Here is a 25,119-nt window from a genome sequence, read left to right as displayed (position 1 = left end):
AGGTCGCGTGGAACCTTCCTGGCAGCCGGGCAATGACCTGGAGCACGCCCTGCAGACGGCGATCGACGACGGGGACCCGCGGCGCTACGCGCGACTGGTGCTCGACGCGACCTTCTACGTGCCGGTCCTGCCCGATCCCGGCACCCCTGACCACGACGAGGTGACACGTCAACTTGGCCTGGCCGAGGGGGATGTCCTGCTCTTCACCTCGCCAGAGGTGCTCGGTGGGTTCCTCGGTACGTTCGCGCGCGGACACGACCAGGTGCGGTTCGCCGACGTGACGGCGAAGCGGCTCATCATCGACCCCGGCCTGCCGATCGGTGCGGTCCTGCCGCCCGAGGCCGTCCCGGAACTCGCCGAAGGCAGGCAGGACACCGTGCCGATGTCCGAGGTGCGCGACGTCGTGCGCGACGAGCTGTACACGGTGATCCCGATGATGGTGCTCGACGAATTCGCCGGGGACCGGGAACCGCGCACCGACCTCCCGCCGTCCAACGCACTGGAAAGCACACTCGCCGCGGCACTGGCCGGCCGTAACGAGGACGCGTTCATGCAGGCACTGGTGACCGGTGAGGTCGTGGTCCCGACGACGAGACCGGTGCCGGTCAACGACCGCCCGGGGATCCCGCCGCTGCCGTGGCGACTCGCCGGGACCGACGAGATCCCGGTGATCACCGTGTTCTCGTCGGCGGCCATGCTGGAGGAGGTCGCGGGCAAGGACCAGAACCACACCACCGACCTGCTGTTCAACGTGTTCATCCGCTGGCCGGACGAGCGCCACGTCCTCTGCTTCAACCCGGGTGCCGAAACCCAGCTGGTGCTCTCCGGCACGGCGGTACTGGAGATGGTCGACGTGATCGCGGGAGAGCTGTCCGCCGGCGGTGGCGGTTCCTAGAGCCGCGCTTCCTGATTGCGTTCGCGGAAAGGTGATGACGAGCCGTGTCCGAAACCCCGCCCCGTCCGGTGCGTTACCGGCTGCTGGGCCCGATCGAGGTGTCGGGCCCGGACGGGGCCGTGCGGCTGGGCGGGCCGAAGCAGCGGTCCGTCCTCGCGGCGCTGCTGCTCAACGCCGGGCGCGTGGTGCCCGACGAGCAGCTCTTCTCGCTGGTCTGGGGTGCCGCGCCGCCGGCGACCGTGCGCGGTCAGGTGCAGGTGTACGTCTCCGAGTTGCGCAAGCTGATCGGCGCGCCGGTGATCACGCGGCGCGCGCCGGGGTACGTGATCGAAGTCGGGCCGGGTGAGCTGGACCTGCACGAGTTCGACGAAGCACTCGAGCACGCCCAGCACGACCTCGGGGCACGGCGGGTGGAGGACGCGGCCCGGCGGCTCCGCGAAGCCCTGGACCTGTGGCGCGGACCCGCGCTGGGCGGAGTCACCCAGTCCCTGCTGGACCGGGAGGGCCCGCCGCTCGCCGAAAAACGGCTGAGCGCGCTGGAGGACTACTTCGACGCCGAGCTGGCCGCGGGACGGCACCGCTCGGTGGTCGCGGGCCTGCGGCAGGAAGCCGAGGAGCACCCGTTCCGCGAACGGCTGCAGGCGCTGCTGATGCTCGTCCTGCACCGGTGCGGCCGCACGCCCGAGGCGCTGGAGGTCTACACCGCGGTCCGGTCGCGGCTGATCGACGAACTGGGCGTCGAACCCGGTCCGCTGCTGCGCGAAACCCAGGTCCGGCTGCTGCGTGACGAGCCGGTGGACACCGCGCCCGTGCCGCGGCAGCTGCCCGGTGACGTGCCGCAGTTCGCCGGGCGGATGCGGGACCTGGCGCGTCTGGACGCGGTGCTGCCGCTGGAGGGGGACAGCCGGCCGTCGGTGTCGGTGGCGGTCGTCAGCGGTGGCGCGGGCGTGGGCAAGTCCGCGTTCGCCGTGCACTGGGCGCACCGGGCCTGCCGTCACTTCCCCGACGGGCAGCTCTACGTCAACCTCCGCGGCTTCGACCCGGGGGCCTGCGCGATGAGCCCGGCGGAGGCGGTGCGCCGGTTCCTCGACGCGCTCGCCGTCCCCGCGCAACGGATCCCGGTCAGCGTCGAGGCGCAGACCAGCCTCTACCGCAGCCTGCTCGCCGACAAGCGGGTGCTCGTGGTGCTGGACAACGCCCGCGACGCCGACCAGGTCCGTCCACTGCTGCCCGGATCACCCGGCAGCATCACCGTGGTGACCAGCCGGAACCAGCTCGCGGGCCTGGTGGCGGTCGAGGGCGCCGCCCCGGTGAGCCTGGACCTGCTCTCCGACTCCGACGCCCGCGAGCTGCTGGAGCGGCGGCTCGGCGCGGACCGGGTCGCCGCCGAGCCCGATGCGGTCGCGCAGATCAACACGCTGTGCGCACGGCTGCCGCTCGCGCTGGCCATCGTCGCGGCACGCGCGGCGACCAACCCCGGCTTCACGCTGACCGAGCTGGCCACCGAGTTGCGCACCGCGCGCGGGAGACTGGACGCCTTCGAAGGCGACGACGACACCTCCGACGTGCGCGCGGTGTTCTCCTGGTCCTACCACGCGGTCAGCGGCGACGCGGCCCGGCTGTTCCGGTTCCTCGGTCTGCACCCGGGACCGCACATCACGGTCGCGGCGGCCGCGAGCCTGCTCGGCATCGACGTGCGCCGGGTCCGGCCGCTGCTGGCCGAGCTGACCCGCGCGCACCTGGTCACCGAGCGCGCGCCGGGCCGCTACGCCTTCCACGACCTGCTGCGCGCCTACGCGATCGAGCTGACGCACGAGGAGGATCCGGAGGCGGAGCGGACCGCGGCCGTGCGCCGGATGTTCGACCACTACGTGCACACCGCGCACGCCGGTGCCGCTGCGCTGGCCCCGCAGCGCCAGCCGGTCATGCTCGCCGCGCCCGGTCCCGGCGTCACGGTGGAGCCCCCGGCCGACGCCGCGGCCTGGTTCGCGGCCGAGCACCCGGTGCTGGTCGCGGTCATCGAGCGGGCCGCGGCCACCGGGTTCGACGTTCCGGCCTGGCAACTGGCGTGCGCGCTCAGCCACACGTTCGTCCGGCAGGGCAGGCACTGGCTGGGCGAGCCGGGAACCTACCGGACCGCGCTCGCCGCGGCGGAGCGGCTCGGCGACCCGGTGGCGCTGGCGCACAGCCATCGCGGCCTCGCGGTCATCTTCACCGCGCTCGGACGCGACGAGGAGGCCCGCACTCAGCTCGACCACGCGCTGGGCCTGTTCGAGGAACTGGGCGACCTGGGCAACCAGGCGGACGTGCGGCAGGGGCTGACGTGGGTCTGCGACCGGCTCGGCGACTACGGCGCGGAGTACCACCACGCGCGCCGGGCGCTGGAGCTGTTCCAGACGTCGGGCAACCGTTTCGGGGAGGCGCTCGCGCTCAACAACGTGGGGTGGAGCTGCGCCCGGCTGGGCCGGTACGAGCAGGCGCTGGGCTTCTGCCAGGAGGCGATCGCGCGGCAGGCGGTGCTGGGGAACCTCCTGGGCGAGGCGAACGCGTGGGACAGCGTCGGGTACGCGCAGAAGTCGCTGGGCCGCCTCGGCGAAGCGGTGCGCTGCTACGAAAAGGCCGTGGCGATGTACCGCAGGCACGGCAGCCGCTACTACGAGAGCCGGTCGCTGAACCACCTCGGCGACGCCCACCAGGCGCGCGGCGACCTGACCGCCGCGCGACGCGCCTGGCAGGCCGCGGTGGAGCTGCTGGAGGAACTGGGTTCCCCCGACGCGGCCCGGACCCGCGCCAAGCTCGGCACCATGCTGCCCCAGCACTGACCACCCGCCACAACCGGCAAACACGCCACCGTGAGCGGCCAACACGCCGCCGGGAGCAGCAAACACGCCGCCGCGAACGGCCAACACGCGCCTCCGCCGTGTTTGCCGCTCCGGGCCGCGTGTTGGCCGCTCCGGCTGGCGTGTTGGCCGCTCCGGGCGGTGTGTTGGCTGTTCCGGGGCGAGGGGGGAGCCGGGTCAGCGTGCCTGTTGTGCCACCTCCAGGAGCCGGTCCGGGGCGGTGAGCGGTGAGATGATCAGGTCGGTCACCCCGGCGTCGCGGAACCGTCGCAGCTCCCGCAGCACGACACCCTCGTCACCGGCCACCACCGTGTCCGCGGGGCCGCTCAGGCCACCCCGGTCGAGCAGCGTGCGGTAGGCGGGCAGCTCGTCGACGATCGCCATGTCCCGCGCGACCTGGTCCCGCACGCCGTCCGGATCGCCGGTGATCGCGACCATCACCGTCGCCACCACCCGCTGTCCCGGGCCGAGCCGGGGCACCAGGTAATTCTCGACCAGGTCCGGCCGGACCCACACCACGATCGTGCCGCCGGCCAGGTCCCGCGCGATCTCCAGCATCCGCGGGCCCAGCGCGGAGATCAGCACCGGCGGCGGGGGTGCCGTCACCTCCAGCCGGTGGTCGACGGTGAAGAATTCGCCGGAGTGCTTGACGTGCTCACCGCGCAGCAGCGGCAGCAGCACCTCCAGGTACTCCCGGGTGTGGCTCGCCGGCTTCGTGTACGGGATGCCCCACCAGCCGGTGACCATGTGCTCGTGGCTCGGGCCGATGCCGAGCGTCAGCCGTCCGCCGGTGAGGGCCTGCACGGTCAGCGCCTCCGTCGCCATCACCACCGGGTGGCGCGGGTAGGTGGGCACGATCGCGGTGCCGAGTTCGGCGGGGCCGTCGACGGCGGGCAGCAGGGTCAGGGGGTCCCATCCGCCGGGCGCCTGGTTCGCCCACGCGCTGTCGACGCCGTGGGCGGCGGCGTGCTCGCGGAACGTGTCCAGCGGGCCGGTGCTGGGGAGGCGGAATCCGATACGCATGCCCCGAGTCCACCGCGATCATGGTCACCGAACCAGACCCAGGTCCTCCGCGCAGTAATAAGATCGGGTGATCGTGGCTGATCGGAGGCGGGATGGAACTGCGGGCGCTGCGGTACTTCGTGACGGTCGCCGAGGAACTGCACTTCGGGCGCGCCGCCGAGCGCCTGTCCATCGCCCAGCCCGCGGTGAGCCAGCAGGTGGCGCGCCTGGAGCGGGAGCTGGGGGTGCGGCTGCTGGACCGGTCGCCGCGTCACGTGCGCCTGACCGACGCCGGGCGGCGCGTGCTCGACGCGGCCCGTGAGACGCTCACCTCCGCCGACCGGGTGCGGATCGCCGCCGGGCGGGTCATCACGTTGCGCATCGGGATGGCGCCGGGCCTCACCCGGCGGCTCGAAGCCGGGGTCGAAGCCCTCCGCTCGAGCGGTCCGTGGTTCGACCTGGCCCTCGTCGACCTGCCGGTGACCGCGCGGTTGCGGGCGTTGCGACGCGGTGACCTCGACATCGCGCTGGCTCGCGGGGAGGTGGGCGAACCGGGGCTGCGGGTGCGGACGGCGTGGACCGAACCACTGCACGCGGTCGTGTCGGTGCGGCATCCACTGGCCGAGCGCGAGGTCCTGACGCCGCGTGAGCTGGCGGGATCGTTGCTGCGGTTGCCGTCCCGCCGCTGCGATCCGCCGCTGCACGACGCGGTGCGCGGGGCGCTCGGCCGCGCGGGGGTGCGGCCGGCGGTGGGCCGTCCGATGAACACGACACAGACGACGCTCGTCGAGGTCGGCGCCGACGCCCGCAGCTGGGCACTGCTGCCCGAGGAGCAACTGACGGAGGCATCGTCCACGCGGGTGCGGGTGATCCCGCTCGACCCTCCCCTGACGGTCACGGGCCAGGTGATCACGCGTGTGGACGACGGGCGGCCCAGGGAGTGCGCGGACCTCGTGGTGGAGGCATTCCGCCACACGGCCTGAAGGCGCGCGTGCCTGCTCCGGGCGGCCAACCGCAACGGTCTCGCCGGTTCGAAGCGTTTTCGAAGCGGAGTTTGTAACTCTGTTGGAGTAACGCGGGAACGACTGCGCTGTGCACGACGTCCCAGCTGCGAACGACGAGATCGGGCGGTGAACGAATGGGCGACGGTTCGCGGAGCCGCTTGGGGACGCTGGTCCAGGGCTTCCGCCGGCGCGCTGGCCTCACGCAGCGGGAGGTCGCGGACCTGGCGGGCCTGAGCGTGGCCGGCCTGCGCGACGTCGAGCAGGGCCGGGTCACCCGCCCCAGGGTGTCCACTTTGCGCAAACTGGGCGATGTGCTCGGTCTGTCCCGTGTGGAGCTGGGCGAGCTGCTGCGCGAGGCGGGCAGCGAGCAGACCACCGGCGGCGGTGTGCGCGTCGAGGTCCTCGGGCCGCTGCGCGTGCTCGCCGACGGCGACCTCGTCGACCCCGGCTCGGAAAAGCAGCGCACCCTGCTCGCGCTCCTCGCGCTGTCGCCGAACACGCCGGTCGGCCGCGACACCCTCGTCGACGCGATCTGGGGCGACCAGCCCGAGCACGGCACCGTAGACCTCCTCCAGTCCCGCGTCTCGCGTCTGCGCCGCCGCCTGCGGGCCGACCCGGAAAGCGGTTCCATCTCCTCCGCTCGCGGGGGGTACCAGCTCAAGGTCGCCGAGGGGCAGCACGACCTGCTCGTCTTCCGCAGGCTCGTCGCCCGCGCCCGGCACGTCCGCGAAGAGGGCGAGCTGACCGAGGCGTGCGGGCTGTTCGCCGAGGCCGTGGGCCTGTGGCGGGGCGAGCCGCTGGAGGGCCTGAGCGCGCTGGAGTCGCACCCGATCGTCGTCGCGCTCGTGCGCGAGTACCGCGCGGTCGTCGTCGAGTACGCCGGTGCGGCCTCGGATCTCGGCCGCTACCAGGAAGTCCTGCCGCTGCTGCAGCGCGTCGCGGAGGCCGACCCGCTGCACGAGGCCGTCCACGCGCGGCTGATGATCGCGCTCGCGGGTAGTGGTCAGCAGGCGGCCGCGCTCGACGTGTTCGACACGCTGCGGCGCCGCCTGGCCGGTGAACTGGGCGCGGATCCCGGCCCGGAGCTGACCACCGCCTACCAGCGCGTGCTGCGCCAGGAGGTCGCGCGGCCGGAGTTCGCCCCGGTCAGCGCGCACCGGCAACTTCCGTTGGACACCGCGGATTTCAGCGGACGCGAGGCCGAACTGGCCACCCTGCGCCAGGGGCTGCGCGCGATCGACGGCGGCACCGCGGTCGGTATCGCGCTGATCGAGGGCATGGCCGGGGTCGGCAAGACCCGGCTCGCCGTGCACGTCGCGCACCAGCTGCTGGCCGAGGGCCGCTACGGCGACTGCCAGCTCTACGTCGACCTGCACGGGCACTCCGACCGGCCGCCCGCCGATCCGGCCGCGGTGCTCGCGTCGTTCCTGCGGCTGCTCGGCGTGCCCGGCGAAGCGATCCCGCCGAGTCTGGAGGAACGCGCCTCGCTCTACCGCGACCGCGTCTACGGCCGTGACGTGCTGGTGGTGCTGGACAACGCGGCCAGCGAGGACCAGATCCTGCCCCTGCTGCCCGCCGGGCCGACCAACCTGGTGCTGGTCACCAGCCGTCGCGCGCTCGCGCTGGACGGCGCGCGGACGTTGCCGCTGGACGTGTTCACCCCGGCCGAGGCGCGTGAGCTGCTGGTGCGGGTCGTCGGCGCGAAGCGCGTGGAGGGCGAACCGGAGGCGGCGCGGCGCGTCGCCGAGCTGTGCGGGTGGCTGCCGATGGCGGTGGCGCTCGCCGCGCGGCGGCTGCAGTCCCGTCCCACGTGGACGGTCGCGGACCTGGCCGCGCGCCTGCGGGAGACCGGCGACCGTCTCGACGAGCTGGCCGCGGGAAGCCGCCGTCTGCGGGCCGTGTTCGAGCTGTCCTACCAGGCACTGGAAACCGAGGAGCGGCGGCTGTTCCGGTTGCTGGGCCTGCATCCCGGCGCGGACTTCACGCCCGAGTCGGTCGGCGCGCTCGCCGGGCTGAACCCGGCGCGGACCCGGTGGCTGCTCGACCGGCTGGTCGACGAGAACCTGGTCACCGTCGTCACGCGCGACCGGTACCGGCTGCACAACCTGCTCGCCGAGTACGCGCGCGGTCTCGCTCGTGATTCCGAGCCGGAGCCCGCGCGGCGCGCGGCGATCACCCGCGTGCTCGACTTCTACCTGCACACCGCGGCCCGCGCCACGCACCTGATCTACCCGGGCAAAGAGGTCGATCTGGCCGGTGCGGCGCCCGTGCACGGACCCGTGATGCCCGACCGCGAGGCGGCGAAGCGGTGGCTGGAGGCCGAGCGGCCGTGCCTGATCGCCGCGGTGAGCCTGGCCGCCGGGCAGGGCTGGCCCACGCACGCGTGGCAGCTGACCCGGTGCCTGCGCGCGTACCTGTACCTGTACGGCTACAGCCACGACCACGACTGGGTGCACACGCACGAGGCGGCGTTGTCGGCGGCGACGGCGGCGCGGGACGAAGCCGGCGAGGCGCACACGCGTTCCGATCTCGCGGCGGCGTACCTGCACCACGGTCGCGCCGCCGACGCGCGAGCCCAGTTCCTGCGGGCCATCGACCTGCACCGGGCCAGGGGTGAGCGTGAGCTGGAAGCCGCGTCGCTGAACGCGCTGGGTTTGCTGTGTCACCGGGCCGGCGAGTTCCCGGAGGCGCTGCGGCTGTTCCGGTCGGCGCTGGACACCGGCGACGCGCGGCTGGAAAGCGCTGTCGCCGCGAATCTCGGTGCGACCCAGGCGGTTCTGGGCAGGCTGGACGACGCGGTGGACCGGTACCGGCATTCGCTGGTGGTGTCGCGGCGGGCCGGTGACGCGGACGGCGAGAGCGGCGCGCTGGCCGACCTCGGCGACGCGTGGCGCCGCCTCGGCCGTCACCGTGAGGCGATCGAGCACCTGCGCAACGCGGTCGAGCTGGCCGAGTCACACGGTCTGCCGCCGCGGATCGCCTATGCGCGCCATCGTCTCGGCAACACCTACCGCGAGACCGGCCGGTTCGACGACGCGCTCACGAACCTCAACGAGTCACTGCGGATCGTCAGAGCGGTCAGCGGCCCCGCCACGGAAAGCGAGGTCCTCATCGACTTCGGCGCCGTGCACCGCGACATCGGCGACCTGCTGACCGCCGCCGACCTGGTGGAGGCGGGCCTGCGGGTCGCCATCAACCGGGGCGAGCGCTACCAGCAGGCCCGTGCGCTCAACGAGCTGGCCGAACTGCACCGCTGCGCCGCGCGGGCCGGTCTGGCGCAGGACTACTGGCGGCGGGCGTTCGCCCTGTTCGACGAACTGGGCACCCCGGAGGCGGCCGAGCTGCGCGACTTCACCGGCGAGGTCTGGTCCGCTTCCTCGGTGGCCTAGTAATTTCCGCGATTCCGGCTCCCAGAGCGACCATCGCACGCTCCGGGCCGCGGGCACGCCGAGGCGCCGCCTCGCCTCGGCGTGCCCGCCACCACGGCCGTGGACACGGTCATCAGGTCGATCGCCCGCGCGGTCGAGGTCCGCAGCGACCGGCGCAGCTCGTCGTTCCCGGCGTCCTTGCCCGTCGCGGGGAGGAGCCGCGGGGCCGCATCGATGCCGTCGAGGGCCTGACCGTACCGGTGGCGCAGTCGGCGCCCCGCGGCCAGCCGGAAGCGGAAGATGTGGTTGTCCGGGAAGGCGGCGGCTGCTTCCTCCGCGCGTGGCGGGGCGCCGCCCTGCAGAACCTCGATGCCGATGACCAGCTGGAACAGAACGTGATGCAGCTGCTGGTTTCGGCCATGCGGGAGCATCCCGCGGCGGGGGCGCGTATTTCGCTGGTGCGGCAACGGGTCGGGCTACTGGCCGCCGGTTCCGGGTGGCGCCCGTCCGCTCGCCTGTCCGAATAAGCCCGTCAGATCAACCCGTTGCGCAGAGCGTAGGACACCGCGTGCGTCCGGTTCCGCAGCCCCATCCTGCTGGTGAGGCTGTGCAGGATGTTCTTCACCGTCCGCTCCGAATAGGACATCTCCGCGGCGATCTCGGCCGTGTCCTGGCCGTCCGCCAGACGGCGCAGCACCTCGGTTTCCCGGCGCGACAACCCGTTCAGCATCAGCTCGCGCGGGGACAGCACCTCGCGCTGGAGACGGGCCAGCCCGTGCAGCACCTGGCCCAGCTGCTCGGCGGGCAGGTGGCCGTGACCCTGGTGCGCCTCGGCGATCGCGCGCAGCACCCGGGTCGTCGTCGCTTCCGCCCGGGGAAGCAGGACGACCAGGCCGTTCTCGATCGCGGCCCACAGTTCCGCGGGGCGCGGGGTGCCGGTGATCAGCACGAGCCGGGCGTTCGTCGGGGCTTCGGCGATCAGCGCGGGCAGGTCGGCCGCCGTTTCGGTGATCGCGACCACCACGTCCGCCGACGCCGGTGAGCCGGTGACCACGTGGATGCCCGGTTTGCCCTGGATCTCGCTGAGCAGACCCGACCGCAGGAACACGTCGTCTGCCAGGACCGCGACCCGCACGACGGCGCGGTCGGCAGCCGGGACGGCGTGCAGGCGGGTGGTGGCGCGAGTGGCGGGGATTTCGCGCGGAGCGGTGCTGAACGCCATGGAGTTCACCTAACCGTACCCACCCGCCGGTAACCAGGCGGAACCACCGGCAGCTTTCGGCCGCGCCAGTACTGCCGGTTTAATGGGTGGCGGTGAGCGAGACGCTGGACATAGGGTCGCCGGGGGAGGATCCGCCCTTCGGTGAGCTGCTGCTACGCCATCGCCGCTCGGCCCGGCTCACCCAGGCCGACCTCGCGCAGGCTTCCGGCGTCAGCGTCCGCGCCCTCTCCGACCTCGAACGCGGCCGCGCCAAGGCCGCCCAGCGCCGGTCCACCGAGGCGCTCGCCGACGCGCTCGGCCTGACCGGTGACACGCGCGAGGATTTCCTGTCCGCGGCCCGCGACGGCCGTCGCCGGGGCAGGCCCCGGCCCGCCGGCGCCTTCGCCGGACCGCCACCGCCCGCCGTGCCCGACCTGGTCGGCCGTGGCGCGGAGCTGGACGAACTGCGCCGCGCCGCCGGTGACGCCCGCACCACCCCGAGCGGCGTCGTCGTCTCCCTCGTCGGGCATCCGGGCGTCGGCAAGACCGCGCTGGCCCGCTCGGCCGCGCACGACCTCGCCGCCGACTTCCCGGACGGATTCCTCTCGGTCGACCTGCGGGGCATGGACGACCAGCCGGTCAGCCCGCGCGCGGCGCTGGACGTCCTGCTGCGCGGCCTGAACGTGCCCGCCGCGGAGATCCCGGCGTCGGTCGGCGAACAGTCCGCGTTGTTCCGCTCGATGCTCGCCGGACGCCGCGTCCTGGTCCTGCTGGACAACGCGGCCGACGAGGCGCAGGTCCGCCCGCTGCTGGCCGCCGCCACCGGGTGCCTCACGCTCGTCACCTGCCGCCGCGCGCTGGCCGGGCTGGAATCCGCGCGCTGGCTGTGGCTCAGGCCACTGGACACCGCCGACGCTTCCGCGCTCGTGGCCGCCATCGCCGGTGCGGACCGGGTGCGTGCCGAACCGTCGTCGGCCGAGGAACTGGCCCAGCTGTGCGGAAACCTGCCGCTGGCGGTGCGCATCGCGGGCAACCGGCTGGCCACCCGGCCGCACTGGACCATTTCCTACCTGGTCGACCAGTTGCGCGACGAGCGCACCCGGCTGGCGTCCCTGTCGGCGGGCGACCTGCGCGTGCGGTCGGCGTTCGAGATGTCGCACCGCAGGTTGTCCCCGGCCGCGCGCCTGGTGTTCCGGCGACTCGCGGTGATCCCCGGTCCGGACTTCGGCGCCGAACTGGCGACCGTCGCCACCGGCATGGCGACCGCGGACGTGCGGGCCCACATCGCCGAGCTGGTCGACGCGAACCTCGTGCAGGAGGGCGGGGTCCCCGGCCGCCACACCTTCCACGACCTGATCCGCCTGTTCGCCCGCGAGCGGCTGGAAGCCGAGGAGAACCCGGACGAGGCGTGGGAAGCGGTGTCCGCGGTGGTCGACCACCTGCTGGACACCGCCGCCGGGGCCGGACGGCTGTTCTTCCCGGACGCGCTGCGGGCGTCGGTGGAGGCGAGCCGCTTCGCCTCCCGTGAGCAGGCCGCCCAGTGGCTCGACGCGGAAGCCGCGAACTGGCTCGCCGCGCAGCGCATCGGGCACGGGTGCGGCAAGTACCGGCAGGTGGTCGACCTGGCGCGGGCGCTGCACTGGTTCTCCGACGGGCGGAGCCAGCAGCTGCCGTGGCACGACGTGTTCGCTCTCGGCGTCGCGTCGGCCCGCGCGCTGGACAGCCGCGCGGACGAGGCGGTGCTGCTCAACTTCCTCGGCTGGGCGCGGTACTACTGCCTCGGCGACAACGAGGGCGGCCGGGCCGCGCACCAGGAGGCGCTGGACATCGCGACCGAGACCGGCGACCGGCGTGAGCAGACGTGGGCGCTGGCCTACCTCGGCTCGGTGCTGCTGCGGCTGGACCGGCCGGAGGAGGCGCTGGACCACGTCGAGCGCGCGGTCGGCCTGGCGGACATGGACTTCTGGATGGGGCAGGGCTCGATCCGCAACGTGCTCGGGAAGGTTCTGTGCGCGGTCGGCCGGCCCGGCGAGGCGCTGCTGGTGCACCGCGAGGTGCTCGCCGACGCTGAGCGCTACCGCGACGACGCGAACCTCTTCACCCGCCGGTTCTTCCGCGCGCTGACGTTCCAGCTGCTGGGGCGGGCGCTGACCGAAACCGGGGACTGGCCCGGTGGCGCCGACGCGTTTCGCACCGCGCGGAAACTGTTCGACGAGGGCGGTTTCCCGGTGCCGGGCGCGGAGTGCGCGGTGCAGGAGGGCGTGGCCTGGCGGGAAGCCGGGCGGCTCGGGGTCGCCGAGGAGTGCCTGTTGTCGGCGCTGGACGTGTTCACCCAGGTCATCACCCGCTGGCAGCGCGCGCAGGCGCTCGCGGAGCTCGTCCGGGTGCTCGACGCCGGCGCCCGGACCGCGGTGGCCACGGCCTGCCGGCGTGAGGCTCTGGAGGTGTGTGCGGATCTGGGCACCGACGCCGCCGCGGACCTGGCGAAACGTCTCGTCGGTGAGCCGGGCGGGCAAAGTTGACAGTCCGAACGGGCATGTCACACAGGTGATCCTGGCGCCACGGCCCGCGCACGGGTTTCCTGGGTGCTGATCTTGAGGGGAGTGGCGTGCAGAACTGGGCGGCGCGCAGCCATCGCGAGCTGTACGAGGCGGTGCGCCGCGCGGACGGGCCCGCCGCGGCGGCGGCTCGCGCGGCGATGCCCGAGCCGGTCGAGTTCGATCTGGACGCCACCCTGACGCGGTTGTTCGCCGCGGGTGGTGACGCCGATCCCGCGGAAGCCGCCGTCGACCTGCGGATCGCGAACGAACGCGCGACGGCCGCGCACGCGCGGGCCGTGTCTCTCGCGCGGGCGGCGCTGGAAGATCACGACTTCCGGCGGAGCGATCCGCCGGTGAGGTCCGCGTCCGGAATCACCGGGGACGCGGGCGAGGCCGGAAGCCGGCCGGGTACGACGAACTCGTCCCGGTCGTCCGGCACGCGGACCACCGGCCCGGCGATCCCGGGATCCGGTGGTTCTCCGTGCCGCGTGGTCACGTCCGGGCGTGGCTGAGATGGGCGCTCCCGGCCGAAGACCCGATTTCGTCCTGTCCACGGACGAGTTCGACCTGCTGTGGAGCGAACTCGGCCTGCCGCCGGTGCCCTACCCGCTGCAGGTTCCCAGCACCGGCCGCACCCTCGGCGAGCGCGCCCGGCTCGTCACCGAGGTGTACCGGGGGCTCGCCGAGCGCGGGCTGGCCACCGGACGGCGGCTCGACGCCCGGCTCGAAGCGATGCTCACCCTGCTCGCCGGGCCCGAGGTCGCGCTCGACGCGGTCGGCCACATCGGCTACCCGGTCCGCGCCCTCGCCGCGGCGGCCGGGCGGACGGGCGTGCTGGCGGTACTCGCCGGCGGCGAGGTGTGGATGACGGAGATCGCGCCGAGCACGCTGGTGGGGGAGATCGTGGGCGTGTTCCCGGCGGGCTGTCCCGGATCGGAGCCCGTGCCGCCCGAGGTGACCCGTTCGGCGGGCGGGCAGATCGGTGCGTTCACCGGAGAGCGGGTGTCCACTGTGGTCACCTGGTTCGACACCCCCGGCGGCCGGTACCTGCTGGTGCCCGGCCCCGAGGGCGTCACGTTCACCGCCACGGGTCCCGGCGATCTCGCGCGGCGCGTGGCGGGTCTGCTGGACAGGAGCCCTGGCAAAATACATACTGCACGTATGTAACTGTCGTCGACCAGGCGAGGTGTGCGTGACGCAGGCGGAACCCGGTGCGACGGGACGGATCGAGATCGGGGCCGATCCCGCGCGGGTCTACCGGTTGGTGAGTGATCCGGGGGTGCTCGCGGAGCTGTCCGAGGAGTACACCGGTTTCCGGTGGCTGGGCGGAAACGCGGGCGCGCGGGTGGGGGCGCGGTTCCGGGGCGTCAACCGTCGCGGGTTGCGCCGCTGGAGCACCGTCAGCACGATCACCGACGCCGACGAGGGCAGGCGGTTCGCGTTCGAGGTGCGCTCGATGAGCGTCATCCCGGTCTCGCGCTGGCAGTACGACTTCGCAGCGACCGGTGAGGGCTGCGTCGTCACCGAAAGCACATGGGACAGGCGGCCCGGCTGGTTCCGGTTCCCCAGTGCGCTGGCCACCGGCGGGTGGCGGCGAGCGGCCGACAACCGCGTCAACATCGCCACCACCCTGCGGCGGCTGAAAGAGCGCGCCGAGCGGGACTGAAAGCGCCTTCCCCGGCGTGCGTGGCTCAGGGCTCACTATCGAGGATCGCGCCCCGTCCGCGCAGGCGTTCCCGGACCGGCGCCGGGGCCACCTTCACGGGTGGCACGCCCTCGGCGGCGGCGGTCGCGGCGGCGACGCCGGCGGCCTCGCCGGTGACGAAGCAGGTCGCGGTGATCCGGAGGGTCCCGTTGGCCTCGTGGGTGGAGGACACGCAACGTCCGGCGACGAGCAGGTTCGGCACGTCGGGAACCTGCAGTGCCCGCAGGGGGATTTCGTACCCCGCGCCGACGCCGTCGGTGTGCGACAGGCCCGGCGCGGTCGCCGAGTGCACGTCCACGGGGAAGGCGCCGCGCCCGATCGCGTCCGGGAAGCGGGCGCCGTGGTGCACGTCCGCACCGGTCATGGTGTAGGCGCCGACGACCCGGCGGGACTCGCGCACGCCCACCCGGTCTCCCACCGCCGTCAGGAAACACGCGCCGAAGCCGGGAACCATCGCGCGCAGCCAGCCCACGATGTCCAGCACCTGCCGGGAAAGCCGGGCATGCGCGGCGCCGAGCCAGCCGTCTCCCGCCGCGACCGGGGTGCGGGTCAGGTTGAGCACCACCTCACCCCGGCGGGACCACGCGGCCAGGTGCAACTCCGTGCGATGCAAGGAAAGCAAGCCACGGTCCCGGCCCTCGCGCAGGAGCGTGCCCAGACCCCACACGTTCGCGTGCTCGGCGTCGGCGTCCGCGATCACGCTGCCCGCACGGACCTCCGAAGGGTGTGCGCGGAGGTAGTCCAGCAGGGCGGGGACATCCACCCCGCCGACCTTGAACGCCAGTGAAGCCGGTTGTGTCTCCGCCGTGTCGGGCTGCATCGGCGCTCCGGCGAGCGCGGCGACAGCGGCATCGCCGGTGGCGTCGACGAGCGCCGGAGCACGCAGCGTCCGCGAGCCCGCCGGCGTCCGCACGACCAGGGAACCGTCCCGGAAACCACAGGGCATCGACTGCAACCACACCTCCACCCCGGCCTCGTCGAGCAGGATCGACTGGGTCAGGGCCAGCGTCGCGTGGTCGACCGGCGTGCGGGTGGCGGTGTAGCCGACGTCGTCGGGCACGTGCCCCGGGGAACCACCGGCCAGCACCAGCCGGTCCACCAGCCGCTGCCCGATCCCGCCGGTGACCTGCGTGCCGTGCACGTCGTGGAAGCCCGCGGAATGTTCCAGCCACTGCCACGCCAACGTCCCACCGACCGCCCCGGACGCCTCGACGAGCAGAGTCCGCGCGCCTTCCTCCGCGGCCGACACGGCGGCCGCCACCCCGGCCGAACCACCGCCCACCACCACGACATCCGGGGTCATACCGGCAGCCGCTTCCGCGCGAGCAGACCGTAGGACACGACGCTGACCAGCAACAGCACGGCCGCCACGATCAGCGCGGGGACGAACCCGCCGAAGCGGTCCACGATGATGCCCGTCGCGATCGGCGCGAAGGCGCCACCGAGAAAACCGCCGAAGTTCTGGATGCTGCCGATCGAACCGACCATCGTGGACGTCTGCGCGACATCGGAGGCCAGCGCCCAGTACGAGGCGGTGGTCAGGCTGTAGGTGAACATCCCGATGGTCAGCAACGTCATCGCCATGGCCGCGCCGCTGCTCATCGCGGTGGCGGCCAGTGCGATCGCGGTGAGCAGCGAACCGGCCGCGATCGTGCGCCGCCGGGCGTCCATCGCGCGCATTCCCCGCCGCACCAACAGGTCCGAGAACCGGCCACCGATCACCACGGCGACACCACCGGCGATGTAGGGCAGCGCGGAGAGCAAGCCGGCCGCGCTGATCGAGAAGTGCTGCGCCGACTCCAGGTAGCTGGGCAGCCAGGTGATGTAGAACCAGAACACGTACTGCAGGCAGAATCCGCCGATGATCATCCACCAGATCGTGGAGTACCGGAACAGCTTCACCCACTGCTTGCCCAGCGCCGCCGCGGATTCCGCCGCCGCGCCGCCACCGCGCTGGTTCTCCTTGATGTAGGCCAGTTCCTCGCGACTGACGCGTGGATGCCGGTCCGGGTGCCGGTAGGCGAACCACCAGCACGCCACACCGATCAGGCCCAGCCCGCCGATCAGCACGAACATCATCTGCCAGCCCACCGCGATCAGCAGCGCGGTGGTGATCGGCGGCGCGATCGCCAGCCCGACCTGGGTCGCCGCGATGTAGACGCTGGTGGCGCGTGCCTTTTCGTGGTCGGGGAACCATTCGTCGGTCGCTTTCAGCGCGCCGGGGAACAGTGGCGCCTCGGAGACGCCCAGCAGCACCCGCAGCCCGACGAACGACGCGACGCTGCGGGCCAGTCCGGTGACGGCGCCCGCGATCGACCACATCACGGCCGCGACGGACATGATGATCTTCGGCCCGAACCGGTCGATCGCCCAGCCCGCGGGCAGGTTCATGATCGCGTACGGCCACACGAACGCCGACAGCACGAGCCCCATCTGCGTGGCGCTGAAACCGAGGTCGTCACGGATCACCGGTGCGGCGACGGAGAGGTTGCCGCGATCGAGGTAGCTGGTGATGGTCAGCACGGTGACCGCGCTGATCACGGCCCAGCGCACGTTCCGTCCGCGCGGACGGGGCGGGGCGGCGCGCTCCGTGCCGGTGCTGCTTTCGACTGCCATCCTGGCACCTCGCTGTGCTTTGCCTGGTGGGGGCCACCGGAAGGAAATGTAACCGGTGACATCATGCGACACAGTCTGGGTTGGACACCGTCGGTCTGTCAACGGGCGGAGCGACATAATGTCCGGGAAGGCGGGAGGAACGGCATGGCGAGCATCCGGGACGTGGCGAAGGCCGCCGGCGTGTCGACCGCGACGGTCGCGCGCGTCCTCAACGGCGGCGCGCCGGTCAGCCCGGACCGCACGGAGCGGGTGCTGCGGGCGGTCGAGGAGCTGGACTACGTCAGCCACGGCGTTGCCGCCAGCCTGTCCCGCGGCCGCACGAAGCTGGTCGGCCTGCTGGTCTCCGACATCGCCAACCCGTTCACCGCGCAGGTCGCGCGCGGTCTGGAGGACGAAGCGGTGCGGCACGGCTACCAGGTGCTCATCGCCAGCTCGGACTTCGACTCCGAGCGCGAAGCGCAGGTGCTCACCTCCTTCGCGCGCCGCACCGTGGACGCCGTGGCGCTGCTGTCCTCCAGCGGGGTCGGCGAAGGGGTCGCCCGCTTGGTGCGCAACGGGATTCCCACGGTGTTCGTCGACCGGCGGCCGCCGGACCTCGGCCACATCCCGCTGGTGCGGACCGACAGCCTCAGTGCCGCGCGCGAAGCCGTGCGGTACCTGATCGACCTGGGGCACACCGATCTCGGGATGATCTCCGGCCCGCACGGGATGCCGACGGCGGCGCAGCGGCTCGCCGGGTTCCGCGAAGCCTGCGAGTCGGCCGGGCTCACCGTCCGCCCCGAGTGCGTGCGCGAGGGATTTCTCGGCAGGCAGGGCGGTTACCGGGCGATGTGCGAGGTTCTCGACCTCGGGCGGCGGCCGACGGCGGTGTTCTCCTTCAACAACGTGCTGGCGATCGGCGCCCTGCAGGCGGTGCGGGAACGCGGCGTCCGGATCCCGGACGACCTGTCGCTGGTCACCTTCGACGACACCGACCTCTTCCCGTTCGTCGACCCGCCGATCACGGCGATCGAGCAGCCCGCCCACGACATCGGGGCGCAGGCGGGGCGGGTGCTGTTCGCACTGCTCGATGGCGCGGAGACCGGCGGCGAAGACGTGGTGCTCCCGACGAAGTTCCACGTCCGCGGCTCATGCGACCGCCCGCGGCGCTGATGCCTTGACAGAACCGGACCCGGTCGCTCAAGGTAGAAAATGTCACCGGTTACATTCTTGTTCGCCCCGTTCCCACGAAAGGACCCTCGATGACCCTCGATCTGCACGGCATCATCCCGCCGCTGGTCAGCCCGTTCACCGCGGCCGAGGAGCCGGACCTCGGCGCCCTGCGCGCGGAGGTCCGCTACCACCTCGACCTCGGCGTGCACGGCCTGTGCGTCACGGGCAGCACCGGGGACGGCCAGATGCTGTCGGCCGAGGACTCGGTGGCCCTCGCCGCGGCGGCGGTCGAGGAGACCGCGGGCCGCGTGCCGGTGATCGCCGGGATCATCCGGGACAGCACCAAGGAAGTGATCCGCTACGGGAAGGCGATCGCCGCCACCGGCGTCGACGCGCTGCAGGTGACCCCGGTGCACTACCTCTTCCAGCCGGACGAGGACACGACCGTCGAGTACTACCGGCGCATCGCCGGCGAGACCGGCAAGCCGATCGTGATCTACAACGTGATCCCGTACGCGCTCATCCCCGCCACCACGGTCGCGCGCGTGCTGAACGAGGTGCCGGAGGTCGTCGGCGTGAAGCAGTCCGGTGGCAACATCCACCAGCTCGCCGACCTGCTGCACATGGCGCCCGAAGGCGGCGCGGTGCTCACCGCGGTCGACGACCTGCTGTACCCGAGTTACCTGCTCGGCGCGCGGGGCGCGATCAGCGCGACCCTCACCGTCGTGCCCGAGCTGTGCCTGGCGCAGTGGGACGCCGTGCGGCGCGGCGACCACCAGGCCGCGCTCGACCTGCACAACAAGCAGCTGCCGGTGTGGCGCGCGATCGACGGCCCGAACATGACCGCACGGATCAAGGTCGCGCTCGCGTTGCAGGGCCGCGACGGCGGGCACTCGCTTTCGCCGCTCACGCCGGTGTCCGCGGCCGAGCGGGAGGCGCTCCGGGCCGCGCTCGTCGCGGCGGACGTGAAGCTGGCCTGATCAGGCTCCGGGGCGGGCGGCGCGGTGCCCCGCACCGGCAATCCGGCGGAGCGCCGACGACGAATGGCACCCGTGAGTGTGTCTTCCGATCATGCCGCCGAGCTCGCCCCCCGGCTGAACTGGCTGCGGCGCGGTGACCCGTCGGCGCGGACCGTGGTGCTGATGCTGCCGGGCGGCCGGGCCCGCAGCCACCAGCGGGTCCATCGCCACCAGCTGGCGTACCTGCGGGTGGCCGCCCTGGGACGGGCTGTCGCGCGGTCCGCGCCGGAGGTGCCGTTCCTGCAGCTGCAGTACCGGTTCCGCGGCTGGAACGACGGGGAGGCGGATCCACTGGCGGACGCGCACTGGGCGATGCGGAAGCTGGCCGCCGAACGCCCAGGGACGTCCGTCGTCGTGATCGGGCATTCGATGGGCGGCCGGGTCGGGCTCCGGCTGGGAGACCAGGTGAGTGGTGTCTGCGCGCTCGCGCCGTGGATCGTCCCGGGCGAACCGGTGTGCCGGGCGCCCGGCAGGGCGGTGATCGCCCACGGCACGTCCGACCGGTGGACGGATCCGCGTGCCTCGCACGCCTACGCGCGGCGGGCCGGGATTCCGTGGTACCCGGTGGAACGCAGCGGGCACACCATGCTCCGCCGCAGCCGGACATGGCGCTCGCTCGTCACGACGTTCCTGGCCACAGCCCTGACCTGACTCCGGTGCGTGGTTCGGGGACGAGGCCCGTGCCGGGTCACGGGGCCGGGCTGTGGCATCGTGACGCGATGCGGATCTTGCTCGTCGAGGATGAGCGGCGGCTGGCCGAAGCGTTGCGGGCCGGGCTCATCGCCGAGGGGTACGCCGTCGACGTCGCCCACAACGGGCGGGACGCGCTCTGGCACGCCACCGAACACCCCTACGCCGCGATCATCCTCGACATCATGCTGCCCGGCCTCAACGGCTACCGCGTCTGCCGCCGCCTGCGGGACCAGGGCAACAGCACTCCCATCCTGATGCTCACCGCCAAGGACGGCGAGGACGACGAGATCGAGGCACTCGACACCGGCGCCGACGACTTCCTCCCCAAGCCCTTCTCCTACAACATCCTCCTCTCCCGTCTGCGCGCGCTCATCCGCCGCGGCGGCGCCACCCGGCCGGGAATCCTCAAACTGGGGGACCTCGAACTCGACCAGGCCGGCCGAACCTGCCGGCGCGGCGGCGCCGACATCGTCCTCACCGGCAAGGAATTCGCCCTCCTCGCCTACCTCATGCAGCGGCCAGGGCAGGTCGTGACCAAGGCCGAACTCCTGGACAACCTGTGGGATTTCGCCGCCACCGCGACGGCCAATCTCGTCGAGGTCCACGTCAGCGCCCTGCGCCGCAAGATCGACCTGCCCTTCGGCGCCGAAACCATCCGGACGGTTCGCGGCGCCGGCTACCACGTGGTGGCGGCGGGTGCCTAGTTTCTGGCGCTCGACGCGCTTTCGCGTCGCGGTCCTGGCCTGCGTCCTGTCCGGCGTGGCGCTCGGGGCGGTGTCGGTGTGGTTCGTTCTCCAGGAACAGCGCCGCCTCGACGAGGCTGCCACGCAGCTCGCCGACGCCCACGCCGATGCCATCGTCCAGCTGATGAACAACGGTGCCCGGCCCGCCGATCTGTGGCTGCTCGTGCGCGACTCGATCTACGAGGTCAAGGACTCCCGCGGCACCTCTCTCGCCTCCTGCCCGGTGCTGCGGGAGACCACCCTGGCCACCGCCGGCGCCGAGGTGATCCTGCGGCCCTTCCAGTTCGACGCCGAAGACCGCGCGTCCGTCGGCTGCTTGCCCGAGCTGCGTGCGCTCGACGGCGAACTCTCGCTCCAGGTCGTCCACGCCGACAGCGGCGACAGCAAGTACGAGATCTTCGCCGCCGCCCGGGTCGATCGCGAAGGCCAGGCCGCGCTCGACTCGGTCCGAACCGTGCTCACGTTCGGCGTTCCCGGCGTCGCGCTGCTCATCGGCGTCATCGCGTGGCTGGCCGTGCGCCGGTCGCTGCGCCCGGTCGAAGCCATCCGCGGCGAGGTCGCCGAGATCGGCGCGCACGACCTGAGCCGGCGAGTCCCCGACCCGCGCACCGGCGACGAGATCGCGCGTCTGGCCGGGACGATGAACACGATGCTCGAACGGCTCGACGAGGCGGTCACGCGGCAGAGCCGGTTCACCTCCGACGCGTCGCACGAACTGCGCACCCCGCTCGCGTCGCTGCGGACGCAGTTCGAGGTGCTGCTGGCCCACCCCGACCGCTTCGACTGGCGCCACGCCTGCCGGAACGCGCTGCTCGACATCACCCGGCTGCAGGACCTCGTCGCCGACCTCGTGCTGCTCGGCAAGCTCGACCACGCCGGTCCCGGCCGCCTCGGGCCCGTTCCACTGTCCGAAGTGGTCGATGCCGTCGCGGCAGGGCGAGCCGAGATCGCGGTCAGCGGGAATCCCGTGGTCCGCGGGCACCGGTCGCGGCTGGAACGGCTGGTCCGCAACCTCGTCGACAACGCCGAGCGGCACGCGGCGTCGCGGATCGTGGTCGAGGTGTCCGTTGTGGACGGCTGGGCGGTGCTGGCGGTCACCGACGACGGGCCCGGCGTTCCCGAAGCGGACCGTCAGCGCGTCTTCGACCGGTTCGTGCGCCTGGACGACGCCAGGGCAGGCGACGACGGTGGATCGGGGCTGGGCCTGGCGATCGTCGCCGACATCGCCCGCGCCCACGGCGGCACGGCCGGGCTCGACGGGGCCAGCCGGTTCGTCGTCCGGTTGCCGGAGCTGAAGACGTCTTAAGCCGGCTTCAGGTCCGGTTCAGCGTCCGGGCGCGACGCTGCGGGCATGATCCTCTCCTGGCGGCCGCTCGACCACGCGGAATACCGGGCGTCGTCGTGGTTCCCCGGCCTGGCCGGCCTGCGCGCGCTCGCCGCGCTGGCCGTCGTGTTCTTCCACTACGGCGGCCCCGTCGTCGACCGGCTGCAGGGCTGGATCGCCGTCCAGCTGTTCTTCGTGTTGTCCGGGTTCCTCATCACCACGCTGGCGCTGCGCGAAGAGGACCGCACCGACCGGATTTCGCTGCGTGACTTCTATCTCCGCCGCGTCTTCCGGATCATACCGGTGTACCTCCTGCTGCTCGGCCTGACGACGCTGGCGATGACACTGGCGGGCACGTACCACAGCAGCAGGCTCGGCGACGCGATGCCGTACTACCTGACGTTCTTCAACGAGGTCGTCGACTACAACACGCCGTACCCGACGTCGTGGTCGCTGGGCGTGGAAGAGAAGTTCTACCTCGTCTGGCCCGCGCTGCTCGTGCTGACGTCGTTCGCGCGGACGGGAAGGACCGCGCTACGCCTGATGCTCGGCATCGGGGCGGTGGGGTTCGTGCTCGCGGTGCTGCCGCTGGCGCCCGCGCACCAGTGGGCGAGCCTGACCGTGCACTACGGCTCGCTGGTCGTCGGCTGCCTGCTCGCGCTCGCGCTGCACCACCCGCGCGGGTTCGCGGTGCTGCGACCGCTGACCAGCCCGGCGGCGGCGGTGCTGGTCGCGCTGGGGTTCTGCGTGCTGCAGCTGTCGGTCGAGCCGCTCGTGCAGGCGCTCGGCGGGAACTGGCAGTTCGTCGTCCCGTTCTACGCCGTGGGAGCGGCATTGCTGCTCGTGGCGGTGATCGCGCGGGGGCCGGTCCGGCGGGTGCTCGCGAGCCGCCCGCTCACCTACATCGGTGACCGGTCCTACGCGCTGTACCTGGCGCAGACCGGAGCCGCGGCGGTGGCCGGGGTCCTGCTGCCGACGGGCCTGCCCAAGGCCGTCGCGACGTCGGCGGTCGCGCTGCTGTTCGCCTGCGGCCTCCGGCGCTGGGTGGAACAGCCCGCCATCGCGTTCGGGCGAAGGCTCATCAACGCGGCTCGGGCGAGTCGGGTCAGGTGAGGCCGGTGTGCGCTCAGCGGTAGACGACCAGCGCGCCGCGCCGTTTGCGGAGCGTGATGTCCGGGGATACCTGGGTCAGTTCGCCGTCGATGGCGAAGTGGAGCAGGCCCGACGGGGCGGTGACGTGCAGCTGCGGCGCGGCGGGGCGGTCCTGGTAGGGGCGGCACCAGCGCAGCGTTCCGGTGAGCGCGGCGAGGACGACGCGGGTGCGGGCGTAGGGGCGTTCGGCGTAGACGGCGCGGATGTCGAGGAGCCCGTCGTCCAGGCTCTGGCGGTAGGTGGGGGCGAAGCCGCGCGGGCGGTAGGCGCCGTTGCCCGCGAAGATCATCCACACCTTGCGCGGCTCGCCGTTCACGACGAGTTCCTGCGGTTTCGCGCGGCGCAGCACGTGGACCAGCCCGACGAGCATGGCCGGCCACTTCCCGATCCGCTTCTCCCACTTCTCGCGGTAGCGGACGAGATCGGTGTAGAGGCCGGTGCTGCAGGTGTTGACGAAGACCTGATCACCGAGACCGCCGAGGTCGATGCGCACCGCGGTGCCCGCGCGCAGTGCGGTGATCGCGTCCTCGGCGGTTTCGACACCGATGTCGCGGGCGAAGTGGTTCAGGGTGCCCGCGGGGAAGACGAGGAGCGGAACCTCGTGGTCGGCGGCGGTCCGCGCGGCGATGTTGATCGTGCCGTCCCCGCCCGCGACACCCAGCACCCGGCAGGTCCGCGCGGCCTCGGTGAGGGCGTCGGCCAGGTCCTCGCCGTCACCGAGTTCGATGATCTTGGCCTGGGGCAGCTCGGTGGTGACGCGGTCCAGGACCGTGGAATCGGCGCTGCCCGCTGACGGGTTGACGACGAGGACCAGCCCGTCACCGGCAGGCAGTGCGGGAACCGGCCACGGTCCGGCATCCGAGGGGGCCGCGCGGGTGCGGGGCCACCAGGACAGCGTCACGACGGCCGCGCCGAGCCCGAGCCCGATCCCGGCGAGCACGTCGGACGGGTAGTGCGCGCCGGTGGCTACCCGGGAGGTCGCGACCCCGGCGGCGAGGACCCCGACCGGCACGGCGAGCGCGGGCCACTCCAGGGCGACGCCGGTCGCGAACGCCGCCGCCGACGCGGAGTGCCCGGACGGGAACGACGTCGTCCACGGCGCCCGTCGCAACTGGCGGACGGCGGGGATGGCGGCGGTGGAGGGCCGGGTGCGGCGGATGATGCGTTTGCTCACCACGTTGGCCGTGGCGCTGGCGATCCCGAGTGCGAGCATCCCGCGCAGACCGGCCCGTCGCGCCCGGCGGCTGCGGGTCGCGGCGAGCGAGCCACTGACCGCCCACCACAACGCACCGTAGTTGGCCGTGCTTCCCAGGCGAGGCAGAACCCGGTCCAGGAGCACGGAATCGGTCGCCGCCACCCGCGCGAACATCCGCCGGTCGACCCGGGACACCCATCGCCGCATGCCGGTCAGTCTAGGTCGCCTCCGGTCCCGGGTGAGGGGCACCGCGCTCTCTTCCGCTCCACCTGGCCCTCGCCCCCGTCGCTGAACGGCCAACACGGTGACCGGAGCGGCCAACACGGTGACCGGAGCGGCCAACACGGCGCCGGGAATCGCCCTCGCGGCGGTCGACGGCGACACCGCGGTCGGCCTCCTCAACCTGGTGGCCGTCGACGCACGCGAAGCGGAACTGGGCATCATGGTCGCGGACCCGTGGCAACGGCAGGGCATCGCGACCGGCATGGCGAACTGGCTGCGGGCATCGGGACGGTGGAAGGGGTGGACGGTGCGAGCGGTGACGCGAGCGGACAACACCGCGGCCAAGGCCCTGTTGCGGCGCCAGGGTTTCCGGCTGGGAGAAAGGCAGGACGGCGAGTACCACTACGAGCTGACGATGCCGGAGGCCGTATGACCAGCGAGCGCGGTC

21 protein-coding genes are annotated in these 25,119 nt (G+C 72.8%); 15 read left to right on the top strand and 6 right to left on the bottom strand.

Annotation, left to right across the window (positions count from 1 at the left end; genetic code table 11):
* Positions 1-7: 7 nt before the first annotated feature.
* Positions 8-895 (top strand): SseB family protein, encoded by an 888-nt coding sequence (locus HNR02_RS36670; protein ID WP_179777588.1) that lies wholly within the window; start codon positions 8-10, stop codon positions 893-895.
* A gap of 44 nt (positions 896-939) precedes the next feature.
* Positions 940-3,717: an AfsR/SARP family transcriptional regulator gene (locus HNR02_RS33420; RefSeq protein ID WP_179777587.1), complete on the top strand. Its 2,778-nt coding sequence runs from the start codon at positions 940-942 to the stop codon at positions 3,715-3,717.
* Positions 3,718-3,912: 195 nt separating this feature from the next.
* Here HNR02_RS33420 and HNR02_RS33415 read toward each other — a convergent pair whose 3' ends face one another.
* Complete coding sequence (locus tag HNR02_RS33415) at positions 3,913-4,758, bottom strand: TIGR03564 family F420-dependent LLM class oxidoreductase (protein WP_179777586.1); 846 nt, start codon at positions 4,756-4,758, stop codon at positions 3,913-3,915.
* 92 nt (positions 4,759-4,850) lie between these two features.
* Here HNR02_RS33415 and HNR02_RS33410 point away from each other — a divergent pair, with 92 nt between their 5' ends.
* Together HNR02_RS33410 and HNR02_RS33405 are read left to right on the top strand one after the other, a co-directional pair.
* A complete protein-coding gene (locus HNR02_RS33410; protein WP_179777585.1) occupies positions 4,851-5,720 on the top strand; it encodes a LysR family transcriptional regulator in 870 nt (289 codons plus the stop codon).
* 179 nt (positions 5,721-5,899) lie between these two features.
* Positions 5,900-9,130 (top strand): BTAD domain-containing putative transcriptional regulator, encoded by a 3,231-nt coding sequence (locus HNR02_RS33405; RefSeq protein WP_246339338.1) that lies wholly within the window; start codon positions 5,900-5,902, stop codon positions 9,128-9,130.
* Here the strand turns inward: HNR02_RS33405 and HNR02_RS33400 are convergent.
* Positions 9,127-9,540, bottom strand: a complete 414-nt coding sequence (locus HNR02_RS33400; protein ID WP_179777583.1) for a hypothetical protein — start codon at positions 9,538-9,540, stop codon at positions 9,127-9,129. The genes HNR02_RS33405 and HNR02_RS33400 overlap by 4 nt on opposite strands.
* A gap of 101 nt (positions 9,541-9,641) precedes the next feature.
* A complete protein-coding gene (locus tag HNR02_RS33395) occupies positions 9,642-10,331 on the bottom strand; it encodes a helix-turn-helix transcriptional regulator (RefSeq protein ID WP_179777582.1) in 690 nt (229 codons plus the stop codon).
* 86 nt (positions 10,332-10,417) lie between these two features.
* Here HNR02_RS33395 and HNR02_RS33390 point away from each other — a divergent pair, with 86 nt between their 5' ends.
* The 4 genes from HNR02_RS33390 to HNR02_RS33375 all read left to right on the top strand — a co-directional run bounded on the left by HNR02_RS33390 (position 10,418) and on the right by HNR02_RS33375 (position 14,516).
* Positions 10,418-12,832: an ATP-binding protein gene (locus tag HNR02_RS33390; protein WP_179777581.1), complete on the top strand. Its 2,415-nt coding sequence runs from the start codon at positions 10,418-10,420 to the stop codon at positions 12,830-12,832.
* Between the two features lie 86 nt (positions 12,833-12,918).
* Positions 12,919-13,362: a hypothetical protein gene (locus HNR02_RS33385; RefSeq protein WP_179777580.1), complete on the top strand. Its 444-nt coding sequence runs from the start codon at positions 12,919-12,921 to the stop codon at positions 13,360-13,362.
* A gap of 1 nt (position 13,363) precedes the next feature.
* Positions 13,364-14,017: an ESX secretion-associated protein EspG gene (locus HNR02_RS33380; protein ID WP_179778000.1), complete on the top strand. Its 654-nt coding sequence runs from the start codon at positions 13,364-13,366 to the stop codon at positions 14,015-14,017.
* A 19-nt stretch (positions 14,018-14,036) separates the two neighbouring features.
* On the top strand, positions 14,037-14,516 hold the full coding sequence (locus tag HNR02_RS33375) for an SRPBCC family protein (RefSeq protein ID WP_376772983.1): 480 nt from the start codon (positions 14,037-14,039) through the stop codon (positions 14,514-14,516).
* A 25-nt stretch (positions 14,517-14,541) separates the two neighbouring features.
* Here the strand turns inward: HNR02_RS33375 and HNR02_RS33370 are convergent, their stop codons facing one another.
* Together HNR02_RS33370 and HNR02_RS33365 are read right to left on the bottom strand one after the other, a co-directional pair.
* The gene (locus HNR02_RS33370) at positions 14,542-15,858 is read right to left on the bottom strand and encodes an FAD-dependent oxidoreductase (protein ID WP_179777578.1); all 1,317 of its coding nucleotides are present in this window, start codon (positions 15,856-15,858) and stop codon (positions 14,542-14,544) included.
* Entirely contained in the window at positions 15,855-17,171 is a 1,317-nt protein-coding gene (locus tag HNR02_RS33365) for an MFS transporter (RefSeq protein WP_179777577.1), read from the bottom strand. The genes HNR02_RS33370 and HNR02_RS33365 overlap by 4 nt, the downstream gene beginning before the upstream one ends.
* Positions 17,172-17,315: 144 nt before the next feature.
* Here HNR02_RS33365 and HNR02_RS33360 point away from each other — a divergent pair, with 144 nt between their 5' ends.
* From HNR02_RS33360 to HNR02_RS33335, 6 genes are all read left to right on the top strand, one after another.
* Positions 17,316-18,323 carry a LacI family DNA-binding transcriptional regulator gene (locus tag HNR02_RS33360; RefSeq protein ID WP_179777576.1) on the top strand — a complete coding sequence of 336 codons (1,008 nt, stop codon included), beginning with the start codon at positions 17,316-17,318 and terminating at the stop codon, positions 18,321-18,323.
* A gap of 89 nt (positions 18,324-18,412) precedes the next feature.
* Positions 18,413-19,303, top strand: a complete 891-nt coding sequence (locus tag HNR02_RS33355; protein ID WP_179777575.1) for a dihydrodipicolinate synthase family protein — start codon at positions 18,413-18,415, stop codon at positions 19,301-19,303.
* A gap of 72 nt (positions 19,304-19,375) precedes the next feature.
* A complete protein-coding gene (locus HNR02_RS33350; protein WP_179777574.1) occupies positions 19,376-19,993 on the top strand; it encodes an alpha/beta hydrolase in 618 nt (205 codons plus the stop codon).
* A 68-nt stretch (positions 19,994-20,061) separates the two neighbouring features.
* Entirely contained in the window at positions 20,062-20,739 is a 678-nt protein-coding gene (locus HNR02_RS33345; RefSeq protein ID WP_179777573.1) for a response regulator transcription factor, read from the top strand.
* Positions 20,732-22,084, top strand: a complete 1,353-nt coding sequence (locus HNR02_RS33340) for an ATP-binding protein (protein WP_179777572.1) — start codon at positions 20,732-20,734, stop codon at positions 22,082-22,084. Before HNR02_RS33345 ends, HNR02_RS33340 begins: the two co-directional genes overlap by 8 nt.
* 45 nt (positions 22,085-22,129) lie before the next feature.
* Positions 22,130-23,215, top strand: a complete 1,086-nt coding sequence (locus HNR02_RS33335; protein ID WP_179777571.1) for an acyltransferase family protein — start codon at positions 22,130-22,132, stop codon at positions 23,213-23,215.
* Positions 23,216-23,228: 13 nt separating this feature from the next.
* Here the strand turns inward: HNR02_RS33335 and HNR02_RS33330 are convergent, their stop codons facing one another.
* Positions 23,229-24,656, bottom strand: coding sequence for a bifunctional phosphatase PAP2/diacylglycerol kinase family protein (locus tag HNR02_RS33330; RefSeq protein WP_179777570.1), 1,428 nt, complete (start codon positions 24,654-24,656; stop codon positions 23,229-23,231).
* A 97-nt stretch (positions 24,657-24,753) separates the two neighbouring features.
* Here HNR02_RS33330 and HNR02_RS33325 point away from each other — a divergent pair, with 97 nt between their 5' ends.
* Complete coding sequence (locus HNR02_RS33325) at positions 24,754-25,104, top strand: GNAT family N-acetyltransferase (RefSeq protein ID WP_312861271.1); 351 nt, start codon at positions 24,754-24,756, stop codon at positions 25,102-25,104.
* Positions 25,105-25,119 lie beyond the last annotated feature (15 nt).

The organism is Amycolatopsis endophytica, assembly GCF_013410405.1.
GTDB classification, from domain to species: domain Bacteria; phylum Actinomycetota; class Actinomycetes; order Mycobacteriales; family Pseudonocardiaceae; genus Amycolatopsis_E; species Amycolatopsis_E endophytica.
The sequence above is the reverse complement of the archived record's forward strand: the minus strand, read 5'-3'. Positions and strand labels throughout refer to the sequence as shown.